We start from the raw sequence: 21,712 nt of genomic DNA, 5'->3' as shown, positions 1-21,712 counted from the left end.
TTCCATAACTGCCGTTGTACAACGAAATAGCAGGCGCATTCGCGCGGATAATCGTCCCGTTGACGGTGACTTTAGAGGTGTCGGCTATAAAAGTGTTACCAGAGGAATTTGTTGTACGTCCTAAAGTATACCCAAGCGTCGTAGTGTCTGAGCAAACGATGTTGTAAACCTCGTTAGCATTTGTCATAGAACCAGGAGTACAGTCTCCCCACGCGCTCCACGGCAGCATTGCCATGCCAGCCAGCACCAAACCGCGACGTGTTTTCGATTTTGTTTTTTTGCCTTTCCTGGCAAACTCCGATGCAACAACCCACATGCCCCGCGCTGCGTTCCAGACGATGCAATAGATAGTGTTCATAATGACTCCTTTCCGTGCGGTTCTTTTTCAGGCGCAGGTGTCCACTGCTTTTTCAGAAAAGGGCAGCAGTACATCGCAGCCGATGCGCTATTTAAAAATGGTTAAGATGATTCGCAGATTCTTAATGCGTGAAATTAATGATATTGAGTATTTACTTATAGTCACATTTAGACCGAAATAGAAAAGACAATCGAATTGACATTTGACTAAGCGCAAAAAATAAATGCATTTATTAATGATGAATAAGAGGCTTCACAAACCAGATGAAAAGTCTTATTAAGATTCTTCATTTCTATTTTGAAAAATCCGACCCAGTGGGTAATAAGATAAATCTCTATGATCATTAAAAATCTGACAACAAAGGGCGGGATAAAATAGAAACGAAGGGCGCCATTTCACCAGGCGACGGAGAACAAATAAGTATCGCTACGCATGGCTATTTCCAGACGTGAAATAGTGAGAGGGCAGCTATGCCGTTGTTATATTTTAATGATTTAAGGCATTTTTTTAGATCACTCAATTTCTCACTCAGTGAATTGAGGGGATTTTATTTTTTTGGTTCCGACCCCAAAATAAAATGAGTGCGACAGAGAGTGAAATAGCAATAAAAAAACTGGCCTGTTACAGCCAGTTTTTCCAAATCACAAAGGAGTAGAAAACTTTTTTCTACCTCAACGCATGGTGACAAACTCTTCTGCCGCCGTTGGGTGGATCGCTACGGTATTATCGAAGTCTTTCTTGGTGGCACCCATTTTCAGCGCCACCGCAAAGCCCTGCAGGATCTCATCCATACCGAAGCCAATACCGTGAATACCGACGATCTTCTCGTCCGGGCCGACGCAGACTAACTTCATGCGGCACGGCTGACGGTGGGAGGTGACGGCGGTATACATCGCGGTGAAGGCCGATTTATACACTTTCACCTGGTCGTCGCCGTAGTGGGCGCGCGCCTGGGGTTCGGTTAAACCCACGGTGCCGATTGGCGGGTGGCTGAAGACCACGGTCGGGATGTTGCTGTAGTCCAGGTGCTCGTCCGGCTTGTTGTTAAACAGACGTTCGGAGAGACGACGACCCGCAGCGACGGCGACTGGCGTCAGCTCAACGGCGCCGGTGTTATCGCCCACTGCGTAAATGCCTGGCACGCTGGTGTTCTGGAACTTATCGACAACGATATAGCCCTTCTCATTGGTTTTCACGCCCGTGACGGCCAGGTTGAAGTTATCGTTTGCCGGTTCGCGACCAATGGCCCAGATCAGGCAATCAACGGTCTGGCTGCGGCCATCTTCCAGCGCCAGGGTCAGACTGCCGTCGGCGTTTTTCACCACCGCTTTCGGAATGGCTTCCGTATGCAGATGCGGGCCTTCGGCGTTCATCACTTCCACCAGCGTATCGACGATCAGCGGGTCAAAGTTACGCAGCGGGGCGTGTTTACGCACGAACAGATGCGCTTCCGCGCCCAGGCCGTTAATCACGCCCGCCAGCTCCACGGCGATGTAGCCCGCGCCAACGATAGCAACGCGTTTCGGCAGGGCAGGCAATTCAAAGAAACCGTCGGAGTCGATACCGTATTCCGCACCCGGAATAGACGGGTGGCTCGGACGACCGCCGGTGGCGATCAGGATATGATCGGCGGTGATCGTCTCGCCGTTCACTTCGATGGTCTTCGCATCCACAAAACGGGCGAAACCGCGGATCACATCGACGTTATTCTTACCCAGCACGTTGTCGTAGGAGGTGTGGATACGGTCGATATACGCCGTACGGCTGGCGATCAGGCGATCCCAGTCGAAGTTATTGATGGTGGTGTCAAAACCATAGTCCGGGCCATACAGATGGATGGCCTCACGGATCTGCGCCGCATGCCACATCACTTTTTTCGGTACACAACCGACGTTGACGCAGGTGCCGCCGAGGTCTTTCGCTTCAATCAGGGCGCACTTCTGGCCATACATGGCCGCACGGTTAATCGAAGCGATACCGCCGCTGCCGCCGCCAATAGCGATGTAGTCATAATGCTTAGTCATGGTCTTATCCTTAATCGTTAATTGCCGCGATTGTATACCTGAAATCAATAGCTTCCACCGATTGCTGTAATTACTCAGGCACGATCCAGCTGACGGTGGCGTGGCCCGTACCGGCCGGAACCAGCTTTTTGTGCAACCACGGCAGAACGTTGTTCATCTGCGCTTCCAGCTTCCACGGTGGGTTGATCACAATCATGCCCGAGGCGGTCATGCCGCGTCGATCGCTGTCCGGGAGAACCGCCAGCTCAATTTGCAGGATCCTACGGATACCGGTCGCTTCCAGGTCCTTGATCATGCGCTTGATTTGCGAACGCAGCACCACCGGATACCACAGGGCATAGGTGCCGGTGGCAAAGCGTTTGTAACCTTCGTGGATACCCGCGACCACCGCCTGATAGTCACTTTTGATCTCATACGGCGGGTCGATCAGCACCAGGCCGCGACGGGAAACCGGCGGCAGCTTGGCTTTGAGCTGCTGATAGCCGTCCGATTTCTCCACGCGCGCGCGGCTGTCTTTCTGGAATTCAGAGCGCAGCAGCGGGTAGTCGCTCGGGTGCAGCTCGGTCAGCTGGATGCTGTCCTGCTCGCGCAGCAGCTGGCGGGCAATCAGCGGCGAGCCCGGGTAGTAACGTAGCTGGCCGCTGCGGTTGAAGTGGTTAATCACGCTGATGTAGGGCTCCAGCTCGGCCGGCAGGTCGTCCTGCTGCCAGATACGGGCGATGCCTTCGAGGTACTCCCCGGTGCGCTCGGCGTGTTCACCGCTCAGCTGATAGCGGCCCGCGCCGGCATGGGTGTCCAGATAGAGAAAAGGCTTATCTTTCTCTTTCAGCGCCTCGATAATCAGGCTTTGAACGGTATGTTTAAGAACGTCGGCGTGGTTGCCCGCGTGAAAGCTGTGGCGATAACTGAGCATGGGTAGATGTGTTCCGATAATGACGATTGGCCACAGTTTACAGCAGAACGGCACAGATTACCCGCAGGCCCGGCACGCACCGTTGCGGCGGCTGTTTTTCTGTCACCCCAGCCATTGAAATTCACTACACTTAACCCCATCCTGGAAACAATATGCTCGCGCAGGATGCGCGCTTCATTCACTCATTTAACAGGACAGTGCTTATGACCAACCCATTACTGACGCCTTTTTCGCTGCCACCGTTTTCCTCCATTCTGCCTGAACATGTTGTTCCCGCTGTCACCAAAGCACTGGACGATTGCCGTGCCGCCGTCGAGAGCGTGGTAGAGCAGGGCGCGCCTTACACCTGGGAAAACCTCTGTCAGCCGCTGGCGGAAGTGGATGATGTGCTCGGCCGCATCTTCTCCCCGGTCAGCCACCTGAACTCGGTGAAAAACAGTCCGGAGCTGCGTGAAGCCTACGAACAAACCCTGCCGCTGCTGTCGGAATACAGCACCTGGGTCGGGCAGCACGAGGGGCTGTACAAAGCCTACCGCGACCTGCGCGACGGCGATCACTACGCCACCCTGAACATCGCCCAGAAAAAGTCCGTTGATAACGCCCTGCGCGATTTTGAACTGTCGGGCATCGGCCTGGCGAAAGACAAGCAGCAGCGCTACGGCGAAATCGCCACGCGCCTGTCCGAACTGGGCAATCAGTACAGCAACAACGTGCTGGATGCCACCATGGGCTGGACGAAGCTGATTACCGACGAAGCTGAACTGGCCGGCATGCCGGAGAGCGCGCTGGCGGCGGCGAAAGCCCAGGCCGAGGCGAAAGAGCAGCAAGGCTACCTGTTGACCCTGGATATCCCGAGCTATCTGCCGGTGATGACCTACTGCGACAACCAGGCGCTGCGTGAAGAGATGTATCGCGCCTACAGCACTCGCGCCTCCGATCAGGGCCCGAACGCCGGTAAGTGGGATAACACCCCGGTGATGGCGGAAATCCTCGCCCTGCGTCACGAGCTGGCACAGCTGCTGGGCTTTGACAGCTACGCGGATAAATCCCTCGCCACCAAAATGGCGGAAAACCCACAGCAGGTGCTGGATTTCTTAACCGATCTGGCCAAACGCGCCCGTCCTCAGGGCGAGAAAGAGCTGGCCCAGCTGCGCGCCTTTGCGAAAGCGGAGTTCGGCGTCGACGAGCTGCAACCCTGGGATATCGCGTATTACAGCGAGAAGCAGAAGCAGCACCTCTACAGCATCAGCGATGAACAGCTGCGTCCATACTTCCCGGAAAACAAAGCCGTTAACGGCCTGTTCGAAGTGGTGAAACGCATCTATGGCATCACCGCCAAAGAGCGCCACGATGTGGAAGTGTGGCACGACGACGTGCGTTTCTTCGAGCTGTATGACGACAAAAACGAACTGCGCGGCAGCTTCTATCTGGATCTGTATGCCCGCGAAAATAAACGCGGCGGCGCCTGGATGGACGACTGCGTAGGCCAGATGCGTAAAGCCGACGGCTCGCTGCAAAAGCCGGTGGCCTACCTGACCTGTAACTTTAACCGTCCGGTCAGCGGCAAACCTGCGCTGTTCACCCATGACGAAGTGATCACCCTGTTCCACGAGTTCGGTCACGGTCTGCACCATATGCTGACCCGTATCGAAGCCGCAGGCGTAGCCGGTATCAGCGGTGTGCCGTGGGATGCGGTCGAGCTGCCGAGCCAGTTTATGGAAAACTGGTGCTGGGAGCCGGACGCGCTGGCGTTTATCTCCGGCCACTACGAGACCGGCGAGCCGCTGCCAAAAGCGCTGCTGGATAAGATGCTGGAAGCGAAAAACTACCAGGCGGCGATGTTTATCCTGCGCCAGCTGGAGTTCGGCCTGTTCGATTTCCGTCTGCATGCCGAGTTTAGCCCGGAGCAGGGGGCGAAGGTCCTCGAAACCCTGGCGGAGATCAAGAAGCAGGTTGCCCTCATCCCAGGCCCGTCCTGGGGTCGCTTCCCGCACGCGTTCAGCCATATCTTTGCTGGCGGCTATGCGGCGGGTTACTACAGCTACCTGTGGGCGGACGTGCTGGCGGCAGATGCTTATTCCCGCTTTGAAGAAGAGGGGATTTTCAACCGCGCCACCGGCCAGTCGTTCCTCGATCACATCCTGACCCGCGGCGGTTCTGAGGAGCCAATGGAGCTGTTCAAACGCTTCCGTGGCCGCGAACCGCAGCTGGACGCGATGCTTGAGCATTACGGCATCAAGGGTTAGTTAATTCGTGAAGATCCACTTAGTTGATGAAACAGGCGCCGGAGACGGCGCCTTATCTGTTCTGGCGGCCCGCTGGGGGCTGGAACACGATGAAGAAAACCTGATGGCGCTGGTGATGACGCCAGAGCATCTGGAATTACGTAAACGCGACGAGCCCAAACTCGGCGGGATTTTTGTCGACTTTGTCGGCGGGGCGATGGCGCACCGGCGTAAGTTTGGCGGCGGACGCGGTGAGGCGGTCGCCAAAGCGGTCGGGATCAAGGGCAGCTATCTGCCGGACGTGGTGGATGCCACCGCCGGGCTGGGACGCGATGCCTTTGTGCTGGCCTCGGTGGGCTGTCGGGTACGAATGCTGGAGCGTAATCCGGTGGTCGCTGCCCTGCTGGATGACGGCCTGGCCCGCGGCTATGCCGATCCGGAGATTGGTTCATGGTTGCAGGAGCGGTTACAGCTGATCCACGCCTCCAGCCTGACGGCGTTGACGGATATCACCCCACGCCCGCAGGTGGTTTATCTCGACCCGATGTTCCCACACAAGCAGAAAAGCGCGCTGGTAAAGAAAGAGATGCGGGTGTTTCAGTCGCTGGTGGGACCGGATTTAGACGCAGATGGCCTGCTGGAGCCTGCGCGCCTGCTGGCAACGAAGCGGGTGGTCGTGAAACGTCCTGACTATGCGCCGCCGCTGGCGGAGGTCGCGACCACCAATGCGGTGACCACCAAAGGGCACCGGTTTGATATTTACTCCGGTACGCCGGAATAAAAAAGCCGGGTGGCGGCTTCGCCTTACCCGGCCTACGTTCTGTGCTATTTGTGGTAACCGTAGGCCGGGCAAGCGTAGCGCCGCCCGGCAATACAGACTTACTCGTCGTCTTCGTCGCGCAGCGGCACAATCAGCATATCCACATGCACGGTGTTAATCAGCTGACGCGCTGATGACATCAGCTTGCTCCAGAAGTCCTGGTGATGGCCGCAGACCACCAGGTCCATATCGTATTTCTTAATGGCATCAACCAGCACCTGACCCAGGTCGCCGCTGCCGCTCAGGGTTTCGGTGATGGGATAGCCAGCGTTGGTGGAGAGTTCGGTCAGCGCCTGATGGGTCTCTTCGGAGATACGCTTCTGCATGTCGCCCAGATTCACGTCAATCAGGCCGGTATAGAGATCGGAGTAATTCACGTCCACGTGAATCAAGGAAACTTTCGCATTGTACGGACGCGCCATGGATACCGCTTTATCAACCAGCACCTTGCTCTCCGGGGAGAGGTCAACCGCGATAAGAATGTGTTTATAAGCCATAGTGTTACTCCTTCCTTAAGTTATCGATGACCAATGCGTGTAGCAGTCGTCTACCTGCTTTCATTACGGCCCAGTTAAACAAAATTTTCAAGCATTGGTGTTGATAACGATTAACCTTGTGGCAAAAAAATTAGCGGATCTCCTACACTATTGAATAAGCCGTTCGGATAATAAAATGTGAAGCCGATCGGCTTTTGAGTCTCTCTTTCACTGAACCGTCTGTCAGGGCATGGGTGCGGTAGTCCCGGAGCATTGCTTCGCGGGCGGACGCCGGGGAGGAAGTATGATTAGCACCGTCGCATTGTTTTGGGCGTTATGTGTGGTTTGCATCGTGAATATGGCGCGTTATTTCTCGTCTTTACGCGCCCTGTTAGTGGTACTGCGTGGCTGCGATCCGTTGCTTTATCAATATGTCGACGGCGGGGGCTTTTTCACCTCGCACGGGCAGCCCAGCAAACAGATGCGCCTGGTGTGGTATATCTACGCCCAGCGTTATCGCGATCATCATGACGATGAGTTTATCCGCCGCTGTGAACGCCTGCGCCGTCAGTTCATTCTGACCAGCGCGCTGTGCGGCCTGGTGGTGGTGAGCATGGTAGCTCTCCTTATCTGGCATTGAGCGCAAAAAAAAGCGGGCCAGTTTCCTGACCCGCTCTTCGCGTTACCTGCCTGCGATTAGATAAATTGCAGGGAGATCCAGTACAGACCGCCAGACAGCAGAATCGATGCCGGCAGGGTAAACACCCAGGCCATCAGAATGCTGGTCACGGTTTTGCGCTGCAGACCGCCGCCATCAACCAGCATGGTACCCGCCACGGACGAAGAGAGAACGTGGGTTGTGGATACCGGCATACCGGTGTAGCTGGCCAGACCGATAGAGACCGCTGCCGTCATCTGAGCAGACATCCCCTGGGCATAGGTCATGCCTTTCTTACCGATCTTCTCGCCGATGGTTGTCGCCACGCGACGCCAGCCGACCATAGTACCGAGACCCAGCGCCAGCGCGACCGCCATGATAATCCAGATCGGTGCGTACTCGATGGTATTCAGCATGTCGACTTTCAGCTTCTTCAGCAGACGCTGGTCGTCAGAAGAGACTTCAGGCAGCTTAGAGACTTTCTCGGTCACGTCAGAGATGCACAGCATGATGCGACGCATCTGGCCACGCTGCTCCGGAGTGAGTTTGTCGTAGCTTTCGACGTCCGTCAGCATGCCTTTCGCCCGCTCCAGCGCATTGATCGCATTGGCCGGATGGCAATGGAACTCAGCCGGTTTGGTTGCGCCTGCTTCCGGGGAAGGGATCAGCTGATCGACACCGGTCGCCTTTTTCAGCAGGTCGGGACGCTGCTGGAAATAGGTTTCGACGTTGTTGATAGCGTCGCGGGTACGGGTAATTTCGTAACCGGTGGCATTCATATTCACCACGAAGCCTGCAGGTGCCACGCCGATCAGCACCAGCATCACCAGACCAATCCCTTTCTGGCCGTCGTTCGCGCCATGAGAGAAGGCCACGCCGATAGCCGAAACGATCAGCGCGATACGCGTCCAGAATGGCGGCTTTTTCTTACCGTCTTTCTTTTCACGCTCGGCCGGTGTCAGGTGGATACGGGCACGTTTTTTTGTGCCGCTCCAGTAACGACGCAGCAGGAAGATCAAGCCACCCGCCACAACCAGACCGACGATAGGAGAAACAATCAGTGAACCGAAAATACCCAGAACTTTAGGGATATTCAGTGCGTCCACCACAGACGTACCGGTCATCAACGCATTGGTTAAACCAATACCGATGATAGCGCCGATCAGCGTGTGAGAACTGGATGCCGGCAGGCCGAAATACCAGGTACCGAGGTTCCAGATAATTGCAGCAAACAGCAGTGAGAACACCATGGCCAGGCCATGGCCAGAACTGACATTGAGTAGCAGATCCGTTGGCAGCATATGCACAATGGCGTAGGCTACGCTCAGACCTCCCAGAAGAACACCAAAGAAGTTAAACACCGCGGCCATCACAACCGCAACTTGCGATCGTAAAGCACGAGTGTAGATAACCGTTGCGACTGCGTTCGCAGTGTCATGGAAGCCGTTAATCGCTTCGTAGAACAATACAAAGGCCAGAGCAAGCAAGAGTAAAAGCCCGGTATGAAAATCCAGGCCGGCAAACAAATGTAGCATAGGACGTTACGCCATCTTGAGGACATGAACGCGGCGCATTATCCAGGACAAATGCGCAACGGGCAAAGTGAAATATAGACTTTTTTTGATTTGCCTACTGACATAAGCGTAGCAGTAAAAGAATTATTTTTTAAATTTCAATAAAATGAACGAGATCGCGGATATTTACGCTGGCACGCTTCTTGAGGAAACTTTACAATCCGCGCCCTCAAAACCAGGAGAATCGAGACGTGGAAAAGTATGATGCCATCATTATTGGCGCCGGTGCGGCGGGTTTATTCTGTGCGGCGATGGCTGGACAGGCGGGACGCCGGGTTCTGCTGCTCGATAACGGTAAAAAACCTGGTCGAAAAATCCTGATGTCTGGCGGGGGCCGCTGCAACTTTACTAACCTTTATATCGAGCCTGCGGCCTATCTGAGCCAGAACCGTCATTTTTGCAAATCTGCCCTTGCCCGTTATACCCAGTGGGACTTTATTGACCTGGTGGGTAAACACGGTATCGCCTGGCATGAAAAAACCCTCGGCCAGCTGTTTTGCGACGACTCGGCACAGCAGATTGTCGATATGCTGGTGGCAGAGTGCGAAAAAGGGCAGGTTACCCTGCGACTGCGCAGCGAAGTGCTGGAAGTTGCCCGCGACGAGACGGGATACACCCTGCAGCTGAATGGCGAAACGGTGAGCGCGGAAAAGCTGGTGATCGCCAGCGGCGGGCTCTCGATGCCGGGGCTGGGCGCATCGCCTTTTGGCTATAAAATTGCCGAGCAGTTTGGCCTGAAAGTGCTCCCGACCCGTGCCGGTCTGGTGCCGTTCACCCTGCATAAGCCGTTGCTGGAGCAGCTGCAAACCCTGTCCGGCGTCTCGGTGCCTTCGGTGATCGCCGCGGAAGATGGCACCGTATTCCGTGAGAACCTGCTGTTTACCCACCGCGGCCTCTCCGGCCCGGCGGTGCTGCAAATCTCCAGCTACTGGCAGCCGGGGGAGTTCGTCACCGTTAATTTAGTGCCGGACTGCGATCTGGCGAGCTTCCTGGATGAACAGCGCACGGCGCACCCGAACCAGAGCCTGAAAAACACCTTAGCCATGCAGCTGCCGAAGCGGCTGGTGGAGTGCCTGCAGCTGCTGGGGCAAATTCCCGATCTGTCGCTGAAGCAGCTCAACAGCCGTGACCAGCAGGCGCTGGTGGAGACCTTAACCGCCTGGCGCGTCCAGCCCAACGGCACCGAAGGGTATCGCACCGCGGAAGTGACGCTCGGCGGTGTAGACACCAACGAACTCTCCTCCCGTACCATGGAGGCCCGCAACGTGCCGGGACTCTATTTTATCGGCGAAGTCGTGGACGTCACCGGCTGGCTGGGCGGGTACAACTTCCAGTGGGCGTGGGCCAGCGCCTGGGCCTGCGCTGAAGCCCTGGCGGCCGGTGAATAAACACTGGCCGGTTATGCAGAACCGCATGGATGTGAGTTAAAATAGACTTTCCGGCGCAGGGTGATCCTGCGCCGGTTTACTTCTTAAGGGGAGAAGGCTGTTAACGGCCCCCCCTTTTCTTTACTGGCCTCGCCAGTCTGCATGGTTTGTATTTTGTCTGCAAAAAGGGTTGTGTATGTCATCTGCTCATCTCGGTTTCCCGACGGAAACCGTTGTTGTATTTGTGGTTATGGCGGTGGGGGCGATGTTCATCGACCTCTTCATGCATCGCCATGACAAACCCATCTCACTGAAAAGTGCTGCGCTGTGGTCCATCTTCTGGGTGATGACCGCGATGGCGTTTGCCGGGTTCCTGTACGTTCATCACGGTGCCGAAGTGGCGAGCCTGTTCCTCACCGGTTACGCGCTGGAAGAGGTACTCTCTGTTGATAACCTGTTCGTGATGATGGCGATCTTCGCCTGGTTTGGCGTGCCGGATCGCTATCGTCACCGGGTGCTCTACTGGGGGGTGATTGGCGCGATCGTCTTCCGTGGCATCTTCGTTGCTATCGGCACCAGCCTGCTGAGCCTCGGGCCGTACGTTGAAGTGGTCTTTGCCCTGATTGTGGCCTGGACAGCGGTGATGATGCTTAAGCGTGGCGAAGAGCAGGACGAGATCGAAGACTACTCTCAGCATCTGGCCTACCGCGCGGTCAAACGCTTCTATCCGATCTGGCCAAAAATCACCGGCAACGCCTTCCTGCTGAGCCAGAAAGAGGTGGATGCCGAGCTGGAAAAACCGGAGAACCAGGATGTGATGGTGGGGCGGGTGAAGAAGGCGAAGCGCTATGCCACGCCGCTGCTGCTCTGCGTGGCGGTGGTGGAGCTTTCCGACGTGATGTTCGCCTTTGACTCGGTGCCAGCGATCATTGCCGTCAGCCGCGAGCCGCTGATTATCTACAGCGCCATGATGTTCGCGATCCTCGGCCTGCGTACCCTCTACTTTGTGCTGGAGGCGCTGAAGCAGTATCTGGTGCATCTGGAGAAAGCGGTGATCGCGCTGCTGTTCTTTGTGGCCTTCAAGCTTGGTCTGAACGCCACGGATCACTTCTGGCATCACGGCTATGGCATCGGTGCCACGGCGAGTCTGTTAGTGGTGCTGGGCGTGCTGGCGGCAGGGATTGTGGCGAGTTTACTGTTCCCGGGGAAACGGGAAGCCTGAGGATATTGCCCGGCGGCGCTTCGCTTGCACGGGCCTACAAAGGGATCCGCATTTGTAGGCCGGGTAAGGCGAAGCCGCCACCCGGCAGGTTTTACGGCTTAATGGGTGAATTCCGGCGCGCGCGCGGCGGGTGGAAATGTCGCCAGTGGGGATCCTGCGCGGCGGCCAGCAGCTCGTGATCGCCGCGGGTATCGCCCCAGGCGCGCACGTGGTAGTTGGTCAGGCTGCCGTAGACGTGCTCCAGTCGGGCGACCTTCTGCGCGCAGCGGCAGTTATGCCCGGTGATACGCCCGGTCAGCTTGCCGTCTTTCACTTCCAGCTGGGTGCCGATAAGCTTAATGCCGAGCTTGTCGGCCCAGGGCTGCAGTACCAGCGCCGGGGAGGCGGAACAGATCGTCACTTCCGCACCGGAGTTCACTTCCGCAGCCACCGCCAACACGCCCTGCGGGCGCATCAGTTTGTCCCAGTATTTCTCGCAGAACAGCTCCGCCTGCTGGCGCAGCCAGTGCTCATCCACGCCGGTCAGGAAGGTCCTTATCAGCACCTCTTTCAGCTCGTCACGGGTCAGCTTGCGGCGGACGCAGTGCAGGGTAGGCAAGGCCATCCGCACCAGGCGACCGGCAAAATAGCGTTTGCCGAACGCAAAGCGTAAGAAAGGGATAAAGCTGTCGTGATGCGTCAGCGTGCCGTCGAAGTCGAATACCGAAAGTACGCTGGATTTTGCCACTGCCTCATCGGCAATCATATTGGTCATAGCTACGTCTTAGCTGAAATACACATTCTGCCCATCAGTTTACCTGCTTTAGCGTCAGATGCCACCCGCCAGCGGGCGGGTGGTTATCGCCATGGCTAGATAATATCGTCCACCACGCCGCCATCGACGCGCAGCGCCGCACCGGAGGTGGCGGACGCCTGCTGTGAGCAGACGTAGACCACCATGTTAGCCACCTCTTCGACCGTGGCGGCCCGCTGAATGACCGAGCTTGGGCGGTGGTGCATTACAAACTCTTTCGCCAGCGTCTCCAGCGATTTGCCGGTTTTCTCGATCTCGTCTTTCATCATCTCCGCAAAGCCGTCCGACATCGTCGGGCCTGGCAGAACGCTGTTGACGGTGACGCCGCTGCCGGCGACAAATTTTGCCAGCCCGCGCGCCAGCGACAGCTGGGCGGTTTTCGTCACCCCGTAGTGGATCATATCCGCCGGAATATTGCAGGCCGACTCTGAGGAGATAAACACCACCCGGCCCCAGCCTTTTTGCACCATGCCGGGCAGCAGGGCGCGCGACAGGCGCACGCCGGACATCACGTTGGTTTGCCAGTAGTTATTCCAGGTCTCGTCGTCGGTGGCGTAAAAATCCTGCGGTCCGTAAATCCCGGCGTTGTTCACGAGGATATCCACGTCCGAGGCGACCTTCAGCAGGGTCTCCACCCCCTCGGCGGTACTGAGATCGGCAATGGCCGCCCGCACCTGCACGCCGGGTATCACCTGCTGCAGCTGCTGGATCCCGCGGTTGACCGAGTCGGTGCTGCGTCCGTTAACAATCACCTCTGCGCCGCTCTCCGCCAGCCCTCTGGCGATGGCGAAGCCAATGCCGCCGGTTGAGGCGGTCACTAACGCCACTTTCCCCGTAAGATCGATTTTCATGGTCTGCTCCATGTTGTTAATAAAGTCAGACCATTAAGCGTAGCAGGTGATGACCCGTTAGCGGGGCTTAATACTCTTCGCAAGATTGTATTCATATTAAAAAGTTCAGCATTTAAATTATATTTTTAAATGTGCAAATGATACTTCGTTGATTATTCGTTTAACTTCAGCGCCTCTCTTTGCGCCGTCATTGTTTAATGCAGTGTGCGTTACCACACAAAATTAAGAAAAAAGTATTATGGATATATCTTTGTTATACATGTGTTTTTATTTTTAGGTTCAGCACCAGAACAATAATATTTTTAACCTTAATTTTTTCCTAAGAAAAGCGCGCTAGTTTGATAGGGCTTCTGAAAAAGAGGAAGTCATGCGCCGCAGTTATTTTATTTTATTTAATGCGCCTGTCGTAAAACGGTCATGCTGCGGGTATTACCCGCGCCAAAAAAAGACGCCTTCAATCGTGTAAGGAAATTAATAATGAGTGATTTTCTGCCTTTTTCTCGTCCGTCGATGGGCGCAGAGGAACTTGCCGCGCTGCAGGAGGTGCTGGCGTCCGGCTGGATCACCACGGGCCCTAAAAATCAGGCGCTTGAAGAGGCCTTCTGCGCGCTCACCGGCAACCGTCACGCCATTGCCGTGAGCTCCGCGACGGGCGGCATGCATGTCACCCTGATGGCGTTGGGCATCGGCGCAGGCGATGAGGTGATCACCCCGTCGATGACCTGGGTGTCGACGCTGAATATGATCGTTCTGCTGGGTGCCACGCCGGTGATGATCGATATCGATCGCGATACGCTGATGGTGACGCCTGAGGCGATTGAAGCGGCCATCACGCCGCGCACCAAAGCCATTGTGCCGGTCCACTATGCCGGTGCGCCTGTGGATATCGACGCGATCCGCGCGATTGGCCAACGCCACGGTATTCCGGTGATTGAAGATGCGGCCCATGCCGCTGGCACCCATTATAAGGGCCACCACGTTGGCTGGCAGGGCACCGCAATTTTCTCCTTCCATGCCATCAAAAATATGACCTGCGCAGAAGGCGGGTTAGTGGTGACGGATGACCAACAGCTGGCGCAGCGGATCCGCAGCCTGAAGTTCCACGGTCTGGGCGTCGATGCGTTTGACCGCCAGACCCACGGCCGCGCGCCGCAGGCGGAGGTGATTTCCCCGGGCTTTAAGTACAACCTCGCGGACATCAACGCCACCCTGGCGCTGGTGCAGCTAGGCAAGCTGGAACAGGCGAACCGCCGCCGCCGTGAGATCGCCAGCCGCTATCTGCAGGCGCTGAACGATACTCCCTTTTTACCGCTGCAGATCCCTGAGTGGCCGCACCTGCACGCCTGGCATCTTTTTATTATCCGCGTGGATGAAACGATCTGCGGCTTTAACCGCGATGCGCTGATGGAGACGCTGAAGGCCCAGGGGATTGGGACCGGGCTGCATTTTCGCGCGGCGCATACGCAAAAATACTATCGCGAACGCTTTCCCGGCGTATCGCTGCCAAATACCGAGTGGAACAGCGCGCGCATCTGCTCGCTGCCGCTTTTCCCGGATATGACCGATGACGACACCACCCGCGTGATTACCGCGCTCCATCAGCTGGCAGGACGATAATATGTTTAGCGCACCACCCGTAAAAAAAGTCTCCGTGGTGATCCCGGTCTATAACGAACAGGAGAGCCTGCCGGAGCTGATTCGCCGCACGATTGCCGCCTGCGATACGCTGGGCCGGGCCTATGAAATTTTGCTGGTCGATGATGGTAGCAGCGATGAGTCCGCCACGCTGCTCACCGACGCGGCGAATGTGCCAGGCAGCCCGGTTGTCGCGGTCCTGCTCAACCGCAACTACGGCCAGCACTCCGCGATCATGGCCGGCTTTAGCCATGTCACCGGCGATCTGGTGATCACCCTGGATGCCGACCTGCAAAACCCGCCGGAGGAGATCCCACGCCTGGTCGCCAAAGCCGATGAAGGGTACGACGTGGTCGGCACCGTGCGGCAAAACCGTCAGGACACCCTGTTTCGCAAGCTGGCGTCGCGCACCATTAACCGGCTTATCCAGCGCACCACCGGCAAAGCGATGGGCGATTACGGCTGCATGCTGCGGGCCTATCGCCGCCACATTATCGACGCCATGCTGCACTGCCATGAGCGCAGCACCTTCATTCCGATCCTCGCCAATACCTTCGCCCGTAAAGCCACCGAGATCCCGGTGCTGCACGCCGAGCGGGAGTTTGGCGAGTCGAAGTACAGCTTTATGCGGCTGATCAATCTGATGTACGACCTGATCACCTGCCTGACGACCACGCCGCTGCGCCTGCTGAGCGTCTTCGGTAGCGTTATCGCCCTGGCAGGATTTGCGCTTTCCGTTCTGCTGGTGGTGCTGCGTCTGGCCTTTGGCCCGCAGTGGGCGGCAGAAGGGGTCTTCATGCTGTTTGCGGTGCTGTTCATGTTCATCGGTGCCCAGTTTGTCGGGATGGGGCTGCTGGGTGAGTACATTGGCCGTATCTATAACGATGTCCGCGCACGTCCGCGCTACTTTATCCAACGTGTTGTCCGTCAGGAACACACGGCATCTCAAGAGGAAGTTCACCCATGAAAGCTGTTGTTTTTGCCTATCACGATATGGGATGCACGGGCACACTGGCCCTGCTTGACGCGGGCTATGACATCGCGGCGATCTTCACCCATTCCGACTCCGCCGGTGAGAACCACTTCTTTGGCTCGGTTGCGCGTATCGCCGCCGAGCGCGGGATCCCGGTCTACGCCCCGGACGACGTTAACCATCCGCTGTGGGTGGATCGCATCCAGACGCTGGCACCGGATGTCATTTTCTCATTCTATTACCGCAACCTGTTGTGCGATGCGATCCTCAATACCGCCCGTCAGGGGGCCTTTAATCTGCACGGTTCGCTGCTGCCGAAATACCGCGGGCGTGCCCCGCTGAACTGGGTGCTGGCTAATGGCGAAACCGAAACCGGCGTCACCCTGCACCGCATGGTTCAGCGCGCGGATGCCGGGGCTATCGTCGGACAGGAGCACGTCAGCATTGACCCGGATGACACCGCCCTCAGCCTGCACCATAAGCTGTGCGCGGCCTCGAAAACGCTGCTCAACGATCTGCTGCCCGTCCTCATCCAGGGCGGCATCAGCGAAACCGAGCAGGACCACAGCGCGGCGACCTGCTTTGGCCGCCGCACGCCGGAAGACGGACGTCTCAACTGGGCGCGGCCCGCGCAGCAGCTTCACAACCTGGTGCGTGCGGTGACCGATCCCTGGCCGGGGGCCTTCAGCTTTGCCGGGGCGAGCAAGTTTATCGTCTGGAAATCACGTATCCGCCACGACCTGCCTGCGGCAAAACCCGGTACCGTGATATCGGTTTCGCCGCTGGTTGTCGCCTGCGGCGAGCAGGCGCTGGAGATTGTCACCGGGCAAACCGACAACGGCGTTTATGTGCAAGGGGCTCAGCTGGCCCAGGCCCTGGGGCTGGTTGCCGGGGCGCTGATCACCAGCGATCCGATGGTGGCCATCAAGCGCCGCACGCGCGTCCTGATCCTCGGCGTGAACGGCTTTATCGGCAACCATCTCACCGATCGTCTGCTTCAGGACGACAACTACGACATCTATGGTCTGGATATCGGGACGGACGCCATCGGCCGCTTCCTCACCAACCCGCGCTTCCATTTTGTGGAAGGGGATATCAGCATCCATTCCGAATGGATCGAGTACCACATTAAGAAGTGCGATGTCGTGCTGCCGCTGGTGGCGATCGCCACGCCGATTGAATATACCCGTAACCCGCTCCGGGTCTTCGAACTCGATTTTGAAGAGAACCTGAAGATCATCCGCGACTGCGTGAAGTACAACAAACGCATCATCTTCCCGTCCACGTCGGAAGTGTACGGCATGTGTACCGATAAGGTGTTTGATGAAGATACGTCAAACCTGGTGGTGGGGCCGATTAACAAGCAGCGCTGGATCTACTCGGTCTCCAAACAGCTGCTGGATCGGGTGATCTGGGCCTATGGCGAAAAAGCGGGGCTGCGCTTCACCCTGTTCCGTCCGTTTAACTGGATGGGGCCGCGTCTGGATAACCTGAATGCGGCGCGTATCGGCAGCTCGCGGGCCATCACCCAGCTGATCCTCAACCTGGTGGAAGGCTCCCCGATCAAGCTGATCGAAGGCGGGAAGCAGAAGCGCTGCTTCACCGATATCAGCGACGGTATCGAAGCCCTGTTCCGCATTATCGAGAACAAAGACGGGCGCTGCGACGGGGAGATCATCAATATCGGCAATCCGAACAACGAAGCCAGTATTCGTGAGCTGGCCGAAATGCTGCTGGCGAGCTTTGAGCGCCACCCGCTGCGGGATCGCTTCCCGCCGTTCGCCGGTTTCCGCGAAGTCGAAAGCAGCAGCTATTACGGTAAAGGCTATCAGGACGTCGAACACCGTAAGCCGAGCATTCGCAATGCGAAGCGCTGCCTGCAATGGGAGCCGCGGGTGGATATGCAGCAGACCATTGAGGAAACTCTCGATTTCTTCCTGAGCACCGTTGAGCTGACGGAACACGTATCATGAAAAAAGTCGGTTTGCGCATTGATGTCGATACCTTTCGCGGTACCCAACAAGGCGTACCCCGACTGCTGGACCTGCTGAGGCAGCACGGTGTGCAGGCGAGCTTCTTTTTCAGCGTCGGGCCAGACAACATGGGCCGACATCTGTGGCGCCTGCTGAAACCCGCGTTCCTGATGAAAATGCTGCGCTCGCGCGCGGCATCCCTGTACGGCTGGGATATTTTACTGGCGGGCACCGCCTGGCCGGGGAAACGAATTGGGGCGGGCAATGAAGGGATTATCCGTGCCGCCGCGCTGTGCCATGAGGTCGGGCTCCACGCCTGGGATCATCACGCCTGGCAGACCTGGTGCGGGGTCTGGGACGCTGAGCACCTGAGCCGGGAGATCAAACGCGGGGTCGTCGAACTCGAAGCGATCCTCGGCCGGCCCGTCAGATGCTCAGCCGTGGCGGGCTGGCGTGCCGACCAGCGCGTGGTGCAGGCGAAGGAGCCGTTTGCCTTCTACTACAACAGCGACTGCCGCGGTACCGGGCCGTTTATTCCTCTGCTTGGCAACAACCGCCCCGGCACGGTGCAGATCCCGGTGACACTTCCCACCTGGGATGAGGTGGTCGGCCGGGAGGTGTCTGCGGATAACTTTAATCGCTACATTCTGGACCGTATCCACCGCGACAGCGGCACGCCGGTCTACACCATTCATGCCGAAGTGGAAGGCATTGCGTACCGGGAAAAGTTTGCCGCGCTGTTGCAGATGGCGAAGGAGGAGGGGATTCGGTTCTGCCTGTTAAGTGAGATGCTGCCGGACGACCTCAGCACGCTGCCCTTCGGCAAAGTGGTCCGCAATGAAATAGCGGGCCGGGAAGGGTGGTTAGGCCATCAACAAACAGTGAGTCGTGCCTCATGAAAGCCACCCGTCCTCTCTACGCCTTTTGCGCCCTGTTTGCGCTGTTTGCCGTTTACTATCTCCTGCCGGTGGATGTGCGTCTGCTCTGGCAGCCGGATGAGACCCGTTACGCCGAAATCAGCCGTGAGATGCTGGCCTCCGGCGACTGGATCGTGCCCCATTTCCTCGGGCTGCGTTACTTTGAAAAGCCGATTGCCGGCTACTGGATCAACAGCCTCGGCCAGCTGCTGTTTGGCCATGGCAACTTTGCGGTGCGTGCCGGGGCGATATTTTCCACCGGGCTGACCGCGATGCTGGTGATGTGGCTCGCGTGGCGTCTCTGGCGCGAAACGCGTATTACCCTGTTCGCCGGGCTGATCTTCCTGACGCTGTTCCTGGTGTATGGCATTGGCACCTATGCGGTGCTGGATCCGATCATTACCCTCTGGCTGGTGGCGGCGATGTGCAGTTTCTGGGCTGCCGCGCAGGCGAAAACCGTCGGCGGTAAAGCGGCGGGCTATCTGCTGCTGGGGCTGGCCTGCGGAATGGGGGTGATGACCAAAGGCTTTCTGGCGCTGGCGGTGCCGGTGATCGGCGTGCTGCCCTGGGTTATCGCGCAAAAACGCTGGAAAGAGGTGCTGATCTTCGGCTGGCTGGCCATTCTCAGCTGCGTGCTGATCGTGCTGCCCTGGGCGCTGGCGATTGCCCACCGGGAGCCGGACTTCTGGCGCTACTTCTTCTGGGTGGAACATATTCAGCGCTTTGCGCAGAAAGATGCCCAGCATAAAGCACCGTTCTGGTACTACCTGCCGTTCCTCGTCGCCGGCAGCCTGCCGTGGCTGGCGCTGCTCCCCGGGGCGCTGAAAACCGGCTGGAAGAACGACCGGGAGGATCGCGGCGGTCTGTATCTGCTGGGGTGGGTGGTCATGCCGCTGATCTTTTTCAGCATTGCGAAAGGCAAGCTGCCGACCTACATATTGCCCTGCTTCGCCCCGCTGGCGATCCTGATGGCGCGCTATGCCTGTGAGGCGGTGGATCGCTCGCGCAAGGTGTTGCGGATCAACGGGGCCATCAACCTGGCGTTTGGCGCGACAGGCGTGGTGGCAGCGCTGGTGTTATCACCCTGGGGGCCGACAAAACATCCGGTCTGGACCTCCGTCGAGCTGTATAAAGTCTTTTGCGCGACCCTGGGATTTCTCGTCTGGGCGGGCGTGGGTCTGTTTACCCTGCGGGAGGCACCGCGGCGCTGGTGGCTGGCCGCTTTCTGCCCGGCTGGCCTGGCGCTGCTGATTGGCTTCGCTATCCCGAACCGGGTGGTGGATTCGAAACAGCCCCAGTCGCTGGTGGAGACCGTGCACGAAACCCTGGCCGACAGCCGCTATATTCTGGCAGATAACGTCGGGATTGCCTCGGGTCTGGCGTGGGAGCTGAAGCGTAATGACATTATCCTGCTTGGCCAAAGCGGCGAGCTGAAATACGGGCTCGATTACCCGGACGTGAAGGGGCGCTATGTGCGGGATGATGACTTTGCCGCCTGGCTGGCGACGCATCGCCAGCAGGGCAGGGTATCGGTGGTGCTGCTGCTGGCGAAAAACGATGATATCGCCCGCAGCGGCCTGCCTCAGCCCGACAGCCTCTATATTCAGGGACGGCTGGCGTACCTGCAGTATCTGCCAAAATGACGACGTGGCTCGGGCTGATCCTGGCGAGTCTGCTGAGCGTCGTCGGCCAGCTGTGTCAGAAGCAGGCCACCCGACCAGGGCCCGCGGCAAGACGCGGGGCGCATACCCTGCGCTGGCTGGGGCTCGCCGTTCTGGCGCTGGGCAGCAGTATGGTGCTGTGGCTGATGGTGCTGCAGCGGGTGCCGGTAGGGATTGCCTACCCGATGCTGAGCCTGAATTTTATCTGGGTGACGCTGGCGGCGAAAATCGTCTGGCATGAAGAAATCGCAATGCATCACTGGCTGGGGGTGGGCCTGATTATGGTAGGTATTTTTTTACTCGGCGGTAGCCAGTGAGGGGCGTGCTCTGGGCGTTGTGCAGCGTGGTGCTGGTCAGCGTCGCGCAGCTGCTGTTGCGTCATGCCATGGTGACCTTGCCCCCCGTTGACGAGGCGTTATCTTTCCTGGTGGCTTTGATCCATCTCGCCCCCGGCAGCGGTGCGCTGGCGCTGGGGCTGATGGGCTATGTTGCCTCGATGGGCTGCTGGTATCTGGCGCTGCACCGCCTGATGCTGAGCAAAGCCTATGCCCTGCTGAGCCTCAGTTACCTTCTGGTATGGAGCGCCGCCCTGCTGCTGCCAGGGAGCGAGGAGAGCTTCTCATGGCGAGGGCTGGCGGGGGTCGGTTGTATCATGCTGGGCGTACTGGTTATTTTTGCTCCCGGCGCCACTCAGGAGAAGCGATAGCCGCGGGGGTCAGCTCAAAGGGCGTCGGGGTACAGACGGCCAGACTCAGCGAGCCGAACAGAATATGGCTGACGGAATGGGCCCGCGTTGCCGTGCTGTCGACGCTGACAATCTGCCAGGCGCTGCCGCCGCGCTGTTTAACGATCGCCTCTTTGCGCGTCCAGATGCGCCAGAAGGCCGCCAGTTTTGCCTCCGGTGCCTCCCGCTCCAGCTCAGCATGTTCCGCGACGCTAAAGACGGCGTTGGCCAGCGCCTGCCAGTTATCCCGGGGGCGGATCACTTCGATGTCGCAGCCCACTTCACCCTCATCGCTTAACAGCAGGGCAATATCATCCCCGCTGTGGCTCAGGTTAAACCAGTACGGATGGGCGTCGACGAACGCCGGTTTTCCCTGTTCGCCGAAGACGATTTCCGGCACCGGGGAAGGGGATAACGCCCGGGCGAGCAGCGTCCGCCCGGCCAGCCAGGGGGTGCGACGCGCGCCCTGGGGTGCCTGCTCGGTCAGCGCTGACGCCAGAGGGTCAGCGCTGAGGGTAGAAATTTTTCCCAGTAGAAACCGGTACATA

The 21,712-nt window shown here is 57.9% G+C and carries 19 protein-coding genes and 1 pseudogene; 12 read left to right on the top strand and 8 right to left on the bottom strand.

Annotated elements, in window-relative coordinates:
* Positions 1–229: 229 nt before the first annotated feature.
* The 3 genes and pseudogenes from V7Q49_RS23555 to V7Q49_RS15140 form a co-directional block, all read right to left on the bottom strand.
* Positions 230–358, bottom strand: a pseudogene (locus V7Q49_RS23555) (ESPR domain-containing protein); the annotation flags it as partial.
* 671 nt (positions 359–1,029) lie between these two features.
* Positions 1,030–2,382: a glutathione-disulfide reductase gene (gene gorA / locus V7Q49_RS15145; RefSeq protein ID WP_333853211.1), complete on the bottom strand. Its 1,353-nt coding sequence runs from the start codon at positions 2,380–2,382 to the stop codon at positions 1,030–1,032.
* Positions 2,383–2,452: 70 nt separating this feature from the next.
* Positions 2,453–3,295 (bottom strand): 23S rRNA (adenine(2030)-N(6))-methyltransferase RlmJ, encoded by an 843-nt coding sequence (locus tag V7Q49_RS15140; protein WP_333853209.1) that lies wholly within the window; start codon positions 3,293–3,295, stop codon positions 2,453–2,455.
* A gap of 203 nt (positions 3,296–3,498) precedes the next feature.
* Between V7Q49_RS15140 and prlC the strand changes: the two genes are divergently transcribed.
* Positions 3,499–5,541, top strand: a complete 2,043-nt coding sequence (gene prlC, locus V7Q49_RS15135; protein WP_333853207.1) for an oligopeptidase A — start codon at positions 3,499–3,501, stop codon at positions 5,539–5,541.
* 7 nt (positions 5,542–5,548) lie between these two features.
* On the top strand, positions 5,549–6,301 hold the full coding sequence (gene rsmJ, locus V7Q49_RS15130; protein WP_333853205.1) for a 16S rRNA (guanine(1516)-N(2))-methyltransferase RsmJ: 753 nt from the start codon (positions 5,549–5,551) through the stop codon (positions 6,299–6,301).
* A gap of 98 nt (positions 6,302–6,399) precedes the next feature.
* Here the strand turns inward: rsmJ and uspA are convergent, their stop codons facing one another.
* Positions 6,400–6,837, bottom strand: a complete 438-nt coding sequence (uspA, locus tag V7Q49_RS15125) for a universal stress protein UspA (protein WP_032615029.1) — start codon at positions 6,835–6,837, stop codon at positions 6,400–6,402.
* Positions 6,838–7,120: 283 nt separating this feature from the next.
* On the opposite strand from uspA, the gene uspB reads away from it, so the two are divergent.
* The gene (uspB, locus tag V7Q49_RS15120) at positions 7,121–7,456 is read left to right on the top strand and encodes a universal stress protein UspB (protein ID WP_106995298.1); all 336 of its coding nucleotides are present in this window, start codon (positions 7,121–7,123) and stop codon (positions 7,454–7,456) included.
* 56 nt (positions 7,457–7,512) lie between these two features.
* Here the strand turns inward: uspB and pitA are convergent, their stop codons facing one another.
* Complete coding sequence (pitA, locus tag V7Q49_RS15115; RefSeq protein WP_333853201.1) at positions 7,513–9,009, bottom strand: inorganic phosphate transporter PitA; 1,497 nt, start codon at positions 9,007–9,009, stop codon at positions 7,513–7,515.
* Positions 9,010–9,239: 230 nt separating this feature from the next.
* Here pitA and V7Q49_RS15110 point away from each other — a divergent pair, with 230 nt between their 5' ends.
* A complete protein-coding gene (locus V7Q49_RS15110) occupies positions 9,240–10,436 on the top strand; it encodes an NAD(P)/FAD-dependent oxidoreductase (protein WP_333853199.1) in 1,197 nt (398 codons plus the stop codon).
* 175 nt (positions 10,437–10,611) lie between these two features.
* Positions 10,612–11,637 carry a TerC/Alx family metal homeostasis membrane protein gene (locus V7Q49_RS15105; RefSeq protein WP_333853197.1) on the top strand — a complete coding sequence of 342 codons (1,026 nt, stop codon included), beginning with the start codon at positions 10,612–10,614 and terminating at the stop codon, positions 11,635–11,637.
* Between the two features lie 91 nt (positions 11,638–11,728).
* Here the strand turns inward: V7Q49_RS15105 and V7Q49_RS15100 are convergent, their stop codons facing one another.
* Complete coding sequence (locus V7Q49_RS15100; RefSeq protein WP_307763293.1) at positions 11,729–12,391, bottom strand: HAD family hydrolase; 663 nt, start codon at positions 12,389–12,391, stop codon at positions 11,729–11,731.
* Between the two features lie 95 nt (positions 12,392–12,486).
* The gene (locus tag V7Q49_RS15095) at positions 12,487–13,281 is read right to left on the bottom strand and encodes an SDR family NAD(P)-dependent oxidoreductase (RefSeq protein WP_333853193.1); all 795 of its coding nucleotides are present in this window, start codon (positions 13,279–13,281) and stop codon (positions 12,487–12,489) included.
* A gap of 477 nt (positions 13,282–13,758) precedes the next feature.
* On the opposite strand from V7Q49_RS15095, the gene arnB reads away from it, so the two are divergent.
* The 7 genes from arnB to arnF are packed head-to-tail and all read left to right on the top strand — an operon-like array spanning position 13,759 to position 21,146.
* The gene (gene arnB, locus V7Q49_RS15090) at positions 13,759–14,898 is read left to right on the top strand and encodes a UDP-4-amino-4-deoxy-L-arabinose aminotransferase (protein ID WP_333853191.1); all 1,140 of its coding nucleotides are present in this window, start codon (positions 13,759–13,761) and stop codon (positions 14,896–14,898) included.
* A 1-nt stretch (position 14,899) separates the two neighbouring features.
* Positions 14,900–15,883, top strand: coding sequence for an undecaprenyl-phosphate 4-deoxy-4-formamido-L-arabinose transferase (gene arnC, locus V7Q49_RS15085; protein ID WP_333853189.1), 984 nt, complete (start codon positions 14,900–14,902; stop codon positions 15,881–15,883).
* A complete protein-coding gene (arnA, locus tag V7Q49_RS15080; protein WP_333853187.1) occupies positions 15,880–17,862 on the top strand; it encodes a bifunctional UDP-4-amino-4-deoxy-L-arabinose formyltransferase/UDP-glucuronic acid oxidase ArnA in 1,983 nt (660 codons plus the stop codon). The genes arnC and arnA overlap by 4 nt, the downstream gene beginning before the upstream one ends.
* Positions 17,859–18,761, top strand: coding sequence for a 4-deoxy-4-formamido-L-arabinose-phosphoundecaprenol deformylase (arnD, locus tag V7Q49_RS15075; RefSeq protein ID WP_333853185.1), 903 nt, complete (start codon positions 17,859–17,861; stop codon positions 18,759–18,761). Before arnA ends, arnD begins: the two co-directional genes overlap by 4 nt.
* Entirely contained in the window at positions 18,758–20,422 is a 1,665-nt protein-coding gene (arnT, locus tag V7Q49_RS15070) for a lipid IV(A) 4-amino-4-deoxy-L-arabinosyltransferase (protein ID WP_333853183.1), read from the top strand. Before arnD ends, arnT begins: the two co-directional genes overlap by 4 nt.
* Positions 20,419–20,757 carry a 4-amino-4-deoxy-L-arabinose-phosphoundecaprenol flippase subunit ArnE gene (arnE, locus tag V7Q49_RS15065; protein ID WP_333853181.1) on the top strand — a complete coding sequence of 113 codons (339 nt, stop codon included), beginning with the start codon at positions 20,419–20,421 and terminating at the stop codon, positions 20,755–20,757. Before arnT ends, arnE begins: the two co-directional genes overlap by 4 nt.
* On the top strand, positions 20,754–21,146 hold the full coding sequence (gene arnF / locus V7Q49_RS15060) for a 4-amino-4-deoxy-L-arabinose-phosphoundecaprenol flippase subunit ArnF (RefSeq protein WP_333853179.1): 393 nt from the start codon (positions 20,754–20,756) through the stop codon (positions 21,144–21,146). The genes arnE and arnF overlap by 4 nt, the downstream gene beginning before the upstream one ends.
* On the opposite strand, the gene acpT is transcribed toward arnF, so the two are convergent.
* Positions 21,109–21,711: a 4'-phosphopantetheinyl transferase AcpT gene (acpT, locus tag V7Q49_RS15055; protein WP_333853177.1), complete on the bottom strand. Its 603-nt coding sequence runs from the start codon at positions 21,709–21,711 to the stop codon at positions 21,109–21,111. The two genes, arnF and acpT, sit on opposite strands and share 38 nt — an antisense overlap.
* Position 21,712 lies beyond the last annotated feature (1 nt).

Origin of the sequence: Leclercia sp. (assembly GCF_036780805.1) — a bacterium.
GTDB lineage: Bacteria > Pseudomonadota > Gammaproteobacteria > Enterobacterales > Enterobacteriaceae > Enterobacter.
The sequence above is the reverse complement of the archived record's forward strand: the minus strand, read 5'-3'. Positions and strand labels throughout refer to the sequence as shown.